Here is a 12519-nt window from a genome sequence, read left to right on the forward strand (position 1 = left end):
AGGAAGCCCGGTTGTCCGAAACAGGCAACCGGGCTTTTCTTGTTGTCAGGATGCATTAGGTAACCCTTAGCGCATCGTTTAAGACGAGAGTTTTTTCAATGTCCGGATCATGTATCGGATGCCTGAACGCCGAGACCTTGCCGTTTGATTTTTCGATGGCCTTTCAGCCGATCGTCGATCTCAGGGACGGCTCGGTTTTCGCTTTCGAGGCGCTGGCGCGCGGAACGAAGGGCGAGGGCGCGGGAACGCTGTTCGCGCAGCTGAGCGATGACAATCTCTATGCCTTCGACCAGCAATGCCGGGTGAAGGCGATCGAGCTTTCGGCGCATCTCGGCCTGATGGAAACCGGGGCGAAGCTTTCGATCAATTTCATGCCGCGGGCGATCTACGAGCCGCGCGCCTGCATCCAGCTCACCCTCGAAACCGGCAGGCGGTGCGACGTGTCCAGCGACCGGCTGATCTTCGAATTCAGCGAGTCGGAGGTCGCCGACACCGACAAGCTCAACGCGATCGTGACGCTCTACCGGGCGCTCGGCTTTCAGACGGCGGTGGATGATTTCGGCGCCGGTCATTCCGGTCTGTCGCTCCTGGCCAACATGCCGCCCGATATCCTGAAGCTGGATATGGAACTGGTGCGCGGCATCGACAAAAGCGCCGCGCGCGGCATCATGGTCAAGCATCTTGTCGCCATGGCGCGGGACATGGGGATCGATCTCGTCTGCGAAGGCGTCGAGACCGCCGGTGAGCTTGCCATGCTGCGGGAACTGGGCGTGGAGCTGGCGCAGGGCTATTTTCTCTGCCGCCCCGCCTTCGAGCATCTGCCGCAGGCCGGCGAGGTGAGATGGCGGCCCTGAGTCCGTTTGGCGGGCATGACCGGGCCAGAAACAGGAGGAGATTTCTCATGAGCAGCAACCAACTGGCAGCCCTTGACGCGGCGCTCGAAAGCCTCGCCGAGGCGGGCTTCGTCGTCGGTCCGGAATGGGAGGCGGTGCACGAAATCTGCCAGGCGCATGAGGGCGAGATGCCCTATGATGCGGCGCATGCGCTCTGCCATCGCATCGAAGGCGATACGTGGAACGCCGGCTACTGGTATCGCCGCGCGAAAAATCCGGTTCAAAGCGGCGGTTTCGCGGAGGAATATGCCGGACTGAAAGCGGAGATCGCGGCCCTGCGGTAGACGCGTCGGGCGAAAACGCGGCCGCGACCGTTCGGGAGAGGCGCGCGGCCTCTCCCGTTTTCCACTGCTACGTGTTGTCGGGTTGGCTTCTGACCAGCCGCAGACCGCGTTCGGTGATCTGGTACGGCCTGCCGCCTTTCGAGCGGATGGCGCGTTTGGCCTTCAGCTTGCGAAACAGAGTGATGTCGAGGCCGGGATAGAGCCAGCCGTCGCGGGTGAAGCAGTCGACCTTCTCGATCTTTCGGGTTTCGGTGCGTGTCAGTTCGATCCTGCCGCCCTGTGCGAGCAAGTGCAGGATGCGCTGTTCATTGCGCGAGATGTCCATTGTCGTCAAATCCGGGTTGGCGCCGGGAAGGCGCACAAAAACATGTTCCCGCTGACGCGTTCGTCGGCGGGGCTCATGGTTTCCGGCCGCTGCGCGCATCTTGCTTCAGCAAAGCAAGGCGGGCAGGGCCCTTACCGGGATTCCGATCGGTTTGACATCCAAACTCCAGGTTGACGCGAAGGAAATACGCCCGCAGGCGCGCAAGGTCAAGGTTTTTGGCGTGCGGCGTCGCACCCTATCGCTTGCGTCTTGCCCCCATTTGCTCTACCTCACGAACAAGTTTCCGCAGATGAACGATGAGCTGACCATGACCATTGTCGATACCCGCACGCCCGATCCCAAACGCCTGATCCCCGGCGCCACCGGCGACTGGGAAGTCATCATCGGTCTCGAGGTGCATGCGCAGGTCACGAGCAATGCGAAGCTGTTCTCCGGCTCCTCCACCACCTTCGGCAAGGCGCCCAACGCCAACGTCTCGCTGGTGGATGCGGCCATGCCCGGCATGCTGCCCGTCATCAACGAGGAATGCGTGAAGCAGGCCGTGCGCACCGGCCTTGGCCTCAAGGCCAAAATCAACAAGCGCTCGATCTTCGACCGCAAGAACTATTTCTATCCCGACCTGCCGCAGGGCTACCAGATCTCCCAGTACAAGGACCCGATCGTCGGCGAAGGTACGATCACCATCTCGCTCGGGCCGGACAGAGAGGGCAATTTCGAGGATATCGAGATCGGCATCGAGCGCCTGCATCTGGAGCAGGATGCCGGCAAGCTGATGCATGACCAGCATCCCTCGTTCTCCTTCGTCGACCTCAACCGTTCGGGCGTGGCGCTGATGGAGATCGTCTCCAAGCCGGATATGCGTTCCGCCGACGAGGCCAAGGCCTATATCACAAAGCTTCGCACCATCGTGCGCTATCTCGGCACCTGTGACGGCAATATGGACGAGGGGTCGCTCCGCGCCGATGTGAATGTCTCCGTGCGCAAGCCGGGCGGTGAGTTTGGCACGCGCTGCGAGATCAAGAACGTCAACTCGATCCGCTTTGTGGGCATGGCGATCGAAAGCGAGGCCCGCCGCCAGATCGACATACTGGAAGAGGGCGGCGTGATCGACCAGGAGACCCGCCTGTTCGATCCGGTCAAGGGCGAGACGCGGTCGATGCGCTCCAAGGAAGACGCGCATGACTACCGCTATTTCCCCGACCCGGACCTGCTGCCGCTCGAATTCGACGATGCCTTCATCGAAGAGCTGGCGAAGGACCTGCCGGAACTGCCGGACGACAAGAAGGCGCGTTTTGTGGGCGATCTCGGCCTTTCCGTCTATGACGCCTCGGTACTCGTCTCCGACAAGGCGGTGTCCGACTATTACGAAAAGCTGGTCGGCCTCTCCGATGCAAAGGTCGCGGCAAACTGGGTCATCAATGATCTGCTCGGCGCGCTGAACAAGGCCGGCAAGGGCATTGACGAAACCCCGGTTTCGCCTGAACAGCTCGGCGCCATCCTGTCGCTGATCAAGGAAGGGGTGATCTCGGGCAAGATCGCCAAGGACCTGTTCGAGATCGTCTGGAACGAGGGCGGCGACCCGAAACAGATCGTCGAAGAGCGCGGCATGAAGCAGGTGACCGATACCGGTGCGATCGAAAAGATCGTTGACGAGATCATCGCCGCCAATCCGGAACAGGCCGCAAAGGTCAAGGACAAGCCCTCGCTTGCCGGCTGGTTCGTCGGCCAGGTGATGAAGGCTTCTAAGGGTAAGGCCAATCCGCAGGCGGTGCAGGCGCTGGTCAAGGAAAAGCTGGGCGTTGCGGAGTAAACCCTTGTTCTTCGTCCGCACGGCCATGGAGACGGATATTCCGGCCGTCTGCGCGCTGCTCTCCGAGACCTGGCACGCGACCTATGACGAGATTCTCGGGCCCGAGAAGGTCGAGACGATCATCAATAGCTGGCTTTCGCACGAGGCCATGCTGAGGCGGCTGCGCCGGCCTCACGGCGAGTTCCTGGTGGCCGACAGCGGCACGATGATCGGCGGCATGGCCTTTGCGGCGCCCGACAAGGATAACGCCGAGATCGTCAATCTCAGCCAGCTCTATGTGCTTCCGGGCTGCCAGCGCCAGGGCATTGGCGAGCAACTGTTTGCCGAGATCGAAACCTGCTTTCCCAACGCGAAGCGACTGGCTCTGGAAGTCGTGCCGCAAAATGCGCCGGCCATCCGGTTCTACGAGGCCCATGGCCTGCGGGAAGTCGGTCGGCATGATGAATGCGGCGCGCCCGGCTCCGGCATTCCGGCCATTCGCATGGAAAAGGACCTGCCCGGTGTCTGACATCGAAGGTCTGATGATCCGCGAGGCGCGGCGTGACGATCTTGAGGCGCTGATCGCAATTTTTGCCGCCGACGACCTTGGCGGCCACGGCGATACCACCGATCCTGAAGCCTATGGCGATTATCGCGCCGCCTTCGATGCGATCGCCGCCTCGGCCAATGATACGCTCTATGTGGCGGAGCTTGACGGCATGGTCGTCGGCACGTTCCAGACCTCCTATACCCGGACGTTGACCGGTCGCGGCGGAGCGGTGCTGACGATCGAGGCGGTTCAGACCCATCCCGATTGGCGTAGCCGCGGCATCGGGGCGAAGATGATCGCGGCGGCGATCGAAAAGGCGAGGGCGGAGGACTGCCGGCTCGTGCAACTGATGTCGAACCGGAGCCGCACGGATGCCCATCGCTTCTACGAGCGGCTTGGTTTCACGCCGTCCCATCGCGGCTTCAAAATGAAGCTGAAAGGCTTTTGAGGCGGCCTCCCGCTCTGGACAAGCGCGCCATGACGCGCCATACACGGGTTTAGGAAATCGGCCGCCTTCGCGGTTCAGGACGTAAGGAAAGAGAATGACAAGCTTTCTGGCGAAGATGTTTACCTGGTGGAACGGCTCGACCATCGGCACGGATCTTTTTACGCGCCGCTTCGGCAAGAAGGTCGGTGAGGATCAGTTTGGGAACGTCTATTACGAAGGCGGCATGTCGACCTACGGCCTGAAGCGTCGCTGGGTGATCTACAACGGTTATGCCGATGCTTCCACCATTCCGCCCGGCTGGCACGGCTGGATGCATCATCGCACCGATACGCCGCCGACCAAGGCCGCCTACACGGCGCGCGAATGGGAAAAGCCGCACAACCCGAACCAGACGGGCACCGCGCTTGCCTATCGCCCCAAGGGCTCGCTCGCTGTCCAGGGCGAACGCAACAAGGTCACGGGCGATTACGACGCCTGGACGCCGGGCGCGTAAGTTTTTTGCCGCAATCTGACGGTAGGCTGGCGAAATGCCGGTTCGAATGAAGCGCGGCATCTGTCGCGCTTTTTCAATATCAAGGGATGTTCCATGGAGTTCCGCGTGCTGCGCCGTCTTCTCACCGTTTCCTTCGGCCTCGCCGCCGCGGGCCTTGTCACAGGTCCCGCCCTTGCGGCGCGGGTGGAAAACCCGGTTGCCGTGTTCGGCGGCATCGACAAGATCACCGGGCGCACCTACACATTCGATGCCTATGTCGGCGAAACCGTCCAGTTCGGCCGCCTGCAGGTGACGCCGCGCGTCTGCTATTCGCGCGACGAAACGGAGGAACAGCAGGTCGATGCTTTCGTCCAGGTCGACAAGGTGTCGCTGCAGAACGAGGTCTCCCGCATCTTCTCCGGCTGGATGTTTGCCGATTCGCCGGCGCTCAATGCCGTGGAAGACCCGATCTATGACGTCTGGCTGACCGATTGCGTCGGCGAGGCGAGCATTCCCGCCCCCTGATCTCCCCAGCATTCGCGAAGGCCCGAAATGTCCGATGCGCGTCCCCAACTGAACGCAGCCGAGGCCGAGAGCTTCCACTATCTCGAGGCCCTTAAATATACCGGGCGCGCCGGGGCCGAAGCCATCGACCCGTGGGACCCGAAGGCCGACAGCTTCATGTCCGGCAACGCCAAGGTCCGGGCGGATTATACCGTCGCCAAAGAAGGGGGAGATTTTTCCTCCGTGCAGATGGCCGTCAGCCAGGCCGTCCGCGATGCCGGCACGGGCAAGACGGGCGATCGCATCTACATCGCCATCCACCCCGGCGTTTATGACGAGACGGTCATCGTGCCGCGTCTCATCGTCGGTGATCGGTCCGTAGCGATCACGCTGTTTGGTACGGGCAACGCGCCGCAAGAGACGGTGATCCGCGCCAATATCGATCAGGGCATGTGCGGGGCTGATTTTCTGGCGACCTTCGGGGACGCGGTTGATGGCTACGCGCCGGAAATTGCCGAAATCTACCGTGCCAACGCCGCGCTCGAGCGTCTGTCCACCGAAAACGCCTGCGTGCTCAGGGTCGAAAATGACGGATTTCAGGCAAAGAACCTGAGCGTCAAAAACGCCTATAATTGCGACAGGGCCGACAGAAATTCCAAATGCGAGGACGGCAAGGGCGGGCCGAAGAATGCGGCCGGCCAGTTCGCCAAAGGCTGGCACCAGGCCGTGGCGACGCTGGTCCACAATGCCGACCGCGTCCATTTCGACCATGTGCGTTTTTCAAGCTTCCAGGACACGCTCTACTTCAAGGGCCGCGTGCCGGGCATGACGGTGCGCTCCTACTATTCCAACTGCGATGTCGAGGGCGATATCGACTTTATCTTCGGCCGCGCGACCGCCTATTTCGATCGTTGCGAAATCCGTTCGCTCGGCAGCCGCGTCGACCATGCCTATGTGGTCGCCCCCTCGACCAACATGCACACGCGCTACGGCATCGTCTTCAACGAATGCGACTTTACCCATGACGGCAGCGAGGCCGCGCTTGCCGGCACATTCTCGCTTGGCCGGCAGTGGTTCCAGACGGTCAGGGCATCGCCCTACGGAATTCCGAATGTCAAGGGCTACCGCACGCGGCTTGCCGAGACCTCCGAATTCGATCATCCGCCGGAAGGCACGATCTCGCTCGATGTGCTGGAGGCCGTCGGCAAATGCGTGATCCTCAACTCGCGCATCGGCGCACATATCAACCCGCAAGCCCCATGGGATGACTGGAGCGGCGGCAGGCGCAATGCGGATGGCGAGTTCGTGCCCGGCGAATGGAACACGCGCTACAGGCCCGTGCAGTATAGCTCGGACGATTTCTTCTGCTATCTCGGAGACTGGCTGAAGGGCGAGGGGCTCGTCTTCCACAAGCCCGATCCGGCCGAACCCTGGCTCGCGGAGTTCAACAACCGGCGGGCATAGGCGTCGTTCACGGAAACGGCTGATCGGGCCAGACGAGCGCCGCATTCAGCAGCGTCATGTATTCTTCCTTCGGGATATCGATCGCGCCCATCGTCTTCAGATGGTCGGTGGTGAACTGCGTGTCGAGCAGCAGGAAGTTGTTGGCGCGCAGGCGTTCCACCAGATGCACGAGGCAGATCTTGGAGGCGTTCGGGCGGCGAGAGAACATGCTTTCGCCGAAGAAGGCCGCCTTCAGCGAGACGCCGTAAAGCCCGCCGACAAGCGCGCCGTCCTGCCAGGCCTCGACCGAATGGGCGCGGCCCATGGCATGCAGCGACTTGTAGAGCGTGCGGATCTCGTGGTTGATCCAGGTCTGCGGCCGGTCGGGCGCCGGCGCCGCGCAGGCGGCGATCACGCCATCGAAATCATGGTTGAAGCGGATTTCGTAAGGGGACCTGCGCATGAACTTGCGCAGGCTGTGGGAGACGTGAAGCTTGTCGAGCGGAATAATGCCGCGAATTTCCGGTTCGACCCAGAAAAGCTCGGTGTCATCGGCCGATTCGGACATGGGAAAGAGGCCGATGCTGTAGGCATTCAAAAGCAGCTCCGGCGTAATCCTGCTGCTCTTTCCGGCGTTCTTTTCCATGGCCTCTCAGCTGCTCAGAGCGCGTTTCGATCCGCCCGAAGCGGTTCGAAACGCGCATTATCCAATCGTTTGGTCGCCTGATCCCGTCGATCCGCGCTTTGCTCCGGTGGGATTAGGCGTCAGCCTTGTCTTCCAGATAATGTTCCAGCCAGTGAATATCATAGTCGCCATTGGCGATGTCCTGGTTGGCGATCAGATCCTGAAAAAGCGGCAGCGTCGTGTCAATCCCGTCAACGACGAACTCGTCCAGCGCGCGCTTGAGCCGCATCATGCATTCCACGCGCGTGCGGCCGTGGACGATGAGCTTGCCGATCAGGCTGTCGTAATAGGGCGGAATCTTGTAACCCTGATAGACGCCGGAATCGATGCGTACGCCAAGACCGCCCGGGGCGTGAAAATGGGTGATCGTGCCGGGCGACGGGCGGAAGGTCCGGGCGTTTTCGGCATTGATGCGGCATTCGATCGCGTGGCCGGAGAAGGTGACATCCTTCTGGCTGACCGAGAGCCCGGCGCCGGCGGCAACTCGGATCTGTTCATGCACCAGGTCGATGCCGGTAATGGCTTCGGTAATGGGGTGCTCCACCTGAAGCCGGGTGTTCATTTCGATGAAATAGAACGCGCCGTTCTCATAGAGGAACTCGATCGTGCCGGCGCCGCGATATTTCATCTTGCGCATCGCATCGGCGCAGATCTCGCCGATCTGCATGCGCTGCTCGACATTGAGCGCCGGCGAGTTGGCTTCTTCCCAGACCTTCTGGTGGCGGCGCTGCAGCGAGCAGTCACGCTCGCCAAGGTGAATGGCGTCGCCTTCGCCATCGCCGAAGACCTGCACCTCGATATGACGCGGTTTGTCGAGATATTTCTCCATATAGACGGAGTCATTGCCGAAGGCCGCTGCCGCCTCGCCGCGGGCCGTGCTCCAGGCCTCCAGCAGATCATCGCGGGTGCGGGCAAGCTTCATGCCGCGTCCGCCGCCGCCGGCCGTTGCCTTGATCAGCACCGGATAACCGATCTCGTCGGCGGTCCTGATGGCGTCCTCTTCCGTGTCGACCGAACCGCCGGAACCGGGGACGACCGGGATGCCGAGATTTTCGGCGGTCGTCTTGGCGGTGATCTTGTCGCCCATCATGCGGATATGTTCGCTGGTGGGGCCGATGAAGGTGATGCCGTGGGCTTCCAGGATCTCGGCGAACTTGGCGTTTTCGGAGAGGAAGCCGTAACCGGGATGCACGGCGTCGGCGCCGGTGATCTCACAGGCGGCAACGATCTGGTGGATGTTGAGGTAGCTCTCGCGCGAAGACGGCGGGCCGATGCACACGCTCTCGTCGGCAAGGCGCACATGCATCGCGTTCGCGTCGGCCGTGGAGTGAACGGCGACGGTGGCGATGCCGAGCTCCTTGCAGGCGCGCTGGACGCGGAGCGCGATTTCGCCGCGATTGGCGATGAGGATTTTGGAAAACATTCTCTCTGACCCGTTATTCGATCACGACAAGCGGTTCGTCGAACTCAACCGGCTGGGCGTCGTCGACGAGAATCTGGGTGACCTTGCCGCTCTTGGGCGCAGGGATCTGGTTCATCGTCTTCATCGCCTCGATGATGAGCAGGGTCTGGCCTTCCTTGACGTTCGCGCCAACCTCGATGAAGGGACGGGCGCCGGGGGCGGGAGCAAGGTAGACGGTGCCGACCATGGGCGCCTTGATGGCCTGGTCGAGATTGCTCGCGGCGGGCGCTGCCGGCGCTTCGGCCGCTGCCGGCTGGGGAGCTGCTGCTGCCGGCGCTGCCGCCGGAGCCGGCGCATAGGCCATGGCCTGTTGCGGCGCGACGGTTATTTCACGGGCGACGCGAATGTGAAGGCCGTCCTGCTCGACCTCGATTTCGGTGAGGTCGGTGTCTTTGAGGATAACGGCGAGTTCGCGCACCAGCTTCGCGTCGACTGCCTTCTTCTGATCTGCCATGGGTGGTGTTCCTTTTTTCTTTTTATTCCGAGAGCGTCTTCAGCGCACGAAGCGCAAGCAGGTAACTGTCCTGGCCGAAGCCGCAGATTACCCCCTTCGCCGCTGCCGATGTCATGGTCTTGTGGCGAAAGGGCTCACGGGCATGAATGTTGGAAATGTGAAGCTCCACGACAGGCACGCTGATGGCCCGTATGGCGTCGTGAAGCGCAATGGATGTGTGCCCGTAGGCACCCGGATTGATGGCGACACCGGCCGCTTTTTCGCTGGCTTCGTGAAGCCAGTCGACAAGAACGCCTTCATGATTGCTCTGGCGGCAGTCGGCCTGAAAGCCGAGCGCTTCAGCCTCTCGGCGACAGGCCTCCTCAATGGCTTCCAGGGTCAACGCGCCGTAGATGCCCGGCTCGCGCTTGCCCAGAAGATTGAGGTTGGGTCCGTTCAGAACAAAGATTACGCGTGTCATCCGTCAATTCCAGTTTCGCCTTCACCTATAGACGTTCAGGTCATTCAGGAAAAGCCCAAAGACCGGACGACGAAACGCCTTGGTTAAGCTTCGCACGGGCGAGAAGCTCAAGAGCAGGTTCCCTGTCCGCAGTCGCGGATGTTGTCGATCACCTGCTGGATGCGATCCGCGCCGATGGCGCCGTGCAGCATCGTGTCGCCGACGATATAGGCAGGCGTTCCGGTAACGCCGACGGCGCTTGCCAGCGCAAAGTGCTCCTGAAGGGCGGCCTCGGGCGGGAACTCCGCCATCGCCGCGTCGATCTGGTCGCTGGTCACGCCGAAGGCCGAGGCGACGGCGCGGGCGCTTTCATCGGTGGCGCGGTTGCCCGCTTCCATCAGGGCGCGATGGAAATCCGGATATTTCTCCGGCGCAACCTTGAAGAAAGCATAGGAGACGCGCTGCGCGGCCTGCGATTCCGGCCCCAGAACCGGAATCTCCTTCAGGATGAAACGCACATCGTCATTATCGGCGATGATCTCGTCCATGTCGGCAAGGGCGCGACGGCAATAGCCGCAATTGTAGTCGAAGAACTCGACGACGGTGATGGCGCCGTCGGGATTGCCGAGCACCGCATCGAATTCAGGCTGGAAAATCCTGTCCTGGTTTTCCGCAATCGCGGCCTGCGCGGCCTGCTGCTGTTCCTCGGCCTGCTTGCGCTGCAAGGCAGCCTGAACGTCAAGCAGCACTTCCGGATTGGCCACCAGATAGTCATGCACCCGCGTGCCGAAATCGCCGGTTGCGGGCGCTGCAACCTGCTCCCGCGGCTGCGGGGAAGCAAAACCGTAGATCGCGGCGGTCGTTGCCGCGGCAGACGCGACGGCGGTCGCGAAAATCGCGACGACGGCAAGCGTCAGTCCCTTTGATGACATGATTTCCCCTTCCTGCATGACACGATCATTTCAGCTAGAAACCAATTGTGCGCAAAAGGCGGCGATGTCCATAGCAAAGCCTTCAATTCCGGCGGCCAGGCCTGGAAATCCCGTTTTTTTGTTCGGAAGGATTGCAGAGGCCCCGGGAATGGTTCAATCCCGATGGGGACCGTCCGCCAAGCGGACGTTGTGAAAGGGAAGAAGCGCAATGCCGTCGAAACGCAGCGAAATCGATTCATTTCTGGCCATGGACGTTCTGGCGGAGGCGAACCGCCGCAGGAAGGCCGGACGTCCGGTGCTCTCGCTCGCCGTCGGCCAGCCTTCCCATCCCGCCCCCGACCGCGCGCTTGAGGCGGCGCGTGCCGCCCTCGACCACGGCCGTCTGGGCTATACCGATGCTTTCGGCCTTCAAAGCCTGCGCGAGGCGATCGCGCGCGATTACCGGGTCCGCATGGGCGTCGATGTCGATCCCGCGCGCATCGCGGTGACGACCGGTTCGTCGGCGGGTTTTAATCTCGCCTTTCTGGCGCTGTTTGATGCCGGCGATGCCGTCGCGATCGCGCGGCCCGGCTATCCCGCCTATCGCAACATTCTGAAGGCGCTGGACCTCAAGGTTGTCGAGGTGGAGGCGAATGAGCGGCACGCATTCACGCTGACGCCCGAGGCGCTGGAGGAGGCGGAGCGCATTGAGGGCGTCGCCATCAAGGGCGTGCTTCTGGCAAGCCCGGCAAACCCGACGGGCACCGTCACCGGCCGGGCGGCGCTGAAGCGCCTTGCCGACTGGTGCGAAGCGCGCGGCACGGCCTTCATCTCCGACGAGATCTATCACGGGCTGGTGTTTTCCGGAGAGGAGGCCACGGCGCTGTCCTTCACCGACGCGGCGGTGGTGATCAATTCGTTTTCAAAATATTATTGCATGACCGGCTGGCGCGTCGGCTGGATGGTGCTGCCGGAGAAGCTTGTCCGCGTGTTCGAGCAACTGGCGCAGAACATCTATATCAGCGCGCCCGAGCTCTCGCAGATCGCAGCCGAAGCCGCCCTCGATGCCCGCCCTCAGCTCGACGGCTACCGCGAAATCTACCGCGCCAACCGTGATTTCCTGATCAGGGCGCTGCCGGAGATCGGACTTCCCGTGGTCTCGCCCATGGACGGCGCTTTCTATGCCTATGTCGATGTCAGTGGTTATTCCAATGACAGCGTGGCATTCTCGCGCAAGATGCTGGCCGAAATCGACGTCGCGGCAACGCCCGGGGCGGATTTCGATCCGCTGACCGGCGATCGCTATCTGAGGCTTTCCTATGCGGGAACCGAGGCCGAGATCCGCCAGGCGGTGGAGCGCATGGGCAACTGGTTGCCGCAGAAGGGTTGAAGAGCGGGGCAGGGATGACGATGCTGACGGGAGGCTGCCTGTGCGGCAAGGCGCGTTATCGCGTGGCCGATGCTTTCGCCTATGCCGCGTTTTGCCACTGCAAGGACTGCCAGAAATCGACAGGGTCTGCCTTCAAGCCCTTCGCCGGGATTGAGACAGACAAGTTCGAGCTCGCCTGCGAGCCCGCAGAGCTGCTTCTATACGGCGATGCCATCAATCATGATGCGCGTTGCGCCGCCTGCGGCGCGCTGCTCTATTCGCGGGTGCGTGACGGCGCCTATGTCCACGTGGCGATGGGAACGCTCGAGACGGCGCCGACCATTCGCCCGGGCGAGCACATCTTCGTGCGTTCGAAGGCGCCCTGGCACCGGATCGCGGACGATCTTCCGCAATATGCAGGTCACGTCGCCGACGGTCCGCCGCTCAACCGCTGAAACAGCCTGAATGCAAAAACGCCGGCGTCAGACTAC

The 12519-nt window shown here is 62.1% G+C and carries 16 protein-coding genes; 10 read left to right on the plus strand and 6 right to left on the minus strand.

The window, feature by feature from the left end; all coding sequences use genetic code 11:
* The first annotated feature begins 98 nt into the window (after nt 1-98).
* Nucleotides 99-854 (plus strand): EAL domain-containing protein, encoded by a 756-nt coding sequence (locus tag AZF01_RS05265; RefSeq protein ID WP_024710096.1) that lies wholly within the window; start codon nt 99-101, stop codon nt 852-854.
* A gap of 47 nt (nt 855-901) precedes the next feature.
* Nucleotides 902-1177: a hypothetical protein gene (locus AZF01_RS05270; RefSeq protein WP_024710097.1), complete on the plus strand. Its 276-nt coding sequence runs from the start codon at nt 902-904 to the stop codon at nt 1175-1177.
* A gap of 67 nt (nt 1178-1244) precedes the next feature.
* Here AZF01_RS05270 and AZF01_RS05275 read toward each other — a convergent pair whose 3' ends face one another.
* Nucleotides 1245-1502, minus strand: a complete 258-nt coding sequence (locus AZF01_RS05275) for a YjhX family toxin (protein ID WP_024710098.1) — start codon at nt 1500-1502, stop codon at nt 1245-1247.
* Nucleotides 1503-1809: 307 nt separating this feature from the next.
* Between AZF01_RS05275 and gatB the strand changes: the two genes are divergently transcribed.
* The 6 genes from gatB (at nt 1810) to AZF01_RS05305 (ending at nt 6729) form a co-directional block, all read left to right on the plus strand.
* Complete coding sequence (gene gatB, locus AZF01_RS05280) at nt 1810-3312, plus strand: Asp-tRNA(Asn)/Glu-tRNA(Gln) amidotransferase subunit GatB (protein ID WP_024710099.1); 1503 nt, start codon at nt 1810-1812, stop codon at nt 3310-3312.
* A gap of 4 nt (nt 3313-3316) precedes the next feature.
* Complete coding sequence (locus tag AZF01_RS05285; RefSeq protein ID WP_024710100.1) at nt 3317-3820, plus strand: GNAT family N-acetyltransferase; 504 nt, start codon at nt 3317-3319, stop codon at nt 3818-3820.
* 13 nt (nt 3821-3833) lie between these two features.
* Nucleotides 3834-4289, plus strand: coding sequence for a GNAT family N-acetyltransferase (locus AZF01_RS05290; RefSeq protein WP_036238465.1), 456 nt, complete (start codon nt 3834-3836; stop codon nt 4287-4289).
* Between the two features lie 94 nt (nt 4290-4383).
* Nucleotides 4384-4782: an NADH:ubiquinone oxidoreductase subunit NDUFA12 gene (locus AZF01_RS05295; protein WP_024710102.1), complete on the plus strand. Its 399-nt coding sequence runs from the start codon at nt 4384-4386 to the stop codon at nt 4780-4782.
* A gap of 93 nt (nt 4783-4875) precedes the next feature.
* Nucleotides 4876-5286 carry a DUF2155 domain-containing protein gene (locus AZF01_RS05300; RefSeq protein ID WP_051424190.1) on the plus strand — a complete coding sequence of 137 codons (411 nt, stop codon included), beginning with the start codon at nt 4876-4878 and terminating at the stop codon, nt 5284-5286.
* 27 nt (nt 5287-5313) lie between these two features.
* The gene (locus AZF01_RS05305; protein ID WP_024710104.1) at nt 5314-6729 is read left to right on the plus strand and encodes a pectinesterase family protein; all 1416 of its coding nucleotides are present in this window, start codon (nt 5314-5316) and stop codon (nt 6727-6729) included.
* A gap of 7 nt (nt 6730-6736) precedes the next feature.
* Here AZF01_RS05305 and aat read toward each other — a convergent pair whose 3' ends face one another.
* The 5 genes from aat to AZF01_RS05330 form a co-directional block, all read right to left on the minus strand.
* Nucleotides 6737-7354 (minus strand): leucyl/phenylalanyl-tRNA--protein transferase, encoded by a 618-nt coding sequence (gene aat, locus AZF01_RS05310; protein ID WP_024710105.1) that lies wholly within the window; start codon nt 7352-7354, stop codon nt 6737-6739.
* Nucleotides 7355-7466: 112 nt separating this feature from the next.
* The gene (accC, locus tag AZF01_RS05315; protein ID WP_024710106.1) at nt 7467-8816 is read right to left on the minus strand and encodes an acetyl-CoA carboxylase biotin carboxylase subunit; all 1350 of its coding nucleotides are present in this window, start codon (nt 8814-8816) and stop codon (nt 7467-7469) included.
* Between the two features lie 13 nt (nt 8817-8829).
* Entirely contained in the window at nt 8830-9309 is a 480-nt protein-coding gene (accB, locus tag AZF01_RS05320; RefSeq protein ID WP_024710107.1) for an acetyl-CoA carboxylase biotin carboxyl carrier protein, read from the minus strand.
* 22 nt (nt 9310-9331) lie between these two features.
* The gene (aroQ, locus tag AZF01_RS05325) at nt 9332-9769 is read right to left on the minus strand and encodes a type II 3-dehydroquinate dehydratase (RefSeq protein ID WP_024710108.1); all 438 of its coding nucleotides are present in this window, start codon (nt 9767-9769) and stop codon (nt 9332-9334) included.
* A gap of 107 nt (nt 9770-9876) precedes the next feature.
* Nucleotides 9877-10680 (minus strand): DsbA family protein, encoded by an 804-nt coding sequence (locus AZF01_RS05330; protein ID WP_036238472.1) that lies wholly within the window; start codon nt 10678-10680, stop codon nt 9877-9879.
* A gap of 208 nt (nt 10681-10888) precedes the next feature.
* Here AZF01_RS05330 and AZF01_RS05335 point away from each other — a divergent pair, with 208 nt between their 5' ends.
* Nucleotides 10889-12049 (plus strand): pyridoxal phosphate-dependent aminotransferase, encoded by a 1161-nt coding sequence (locus tag AZF01_RS05335; RefSeq protein WP_024710110.1) that lies wholly within the window; start codon nt 10889-10891, stop codon nt 12047-12049.
* 14 nt (nt 12050-12063) lie between these two features.
* Complete coding sequence (locus AZF01_RS05340) at nt 12064-12483, plus strand: GFA family protein (RefSeq protein WP_024710111.1); 420 nt, start codon at nt 12064-12066, stop codon at nt 12481-12483.
* Nucleotides 12484-12519 lie beyond the last annotated feature (36 nt).

This window comes from Martelella sp. AD-3, from assembly GCF_001578105.1.
Lineage (GTDB): Bacteria > Pseudomonadota > Alphaproteobacteria > Rhizobiales > Rhizobiaceae > Martelella.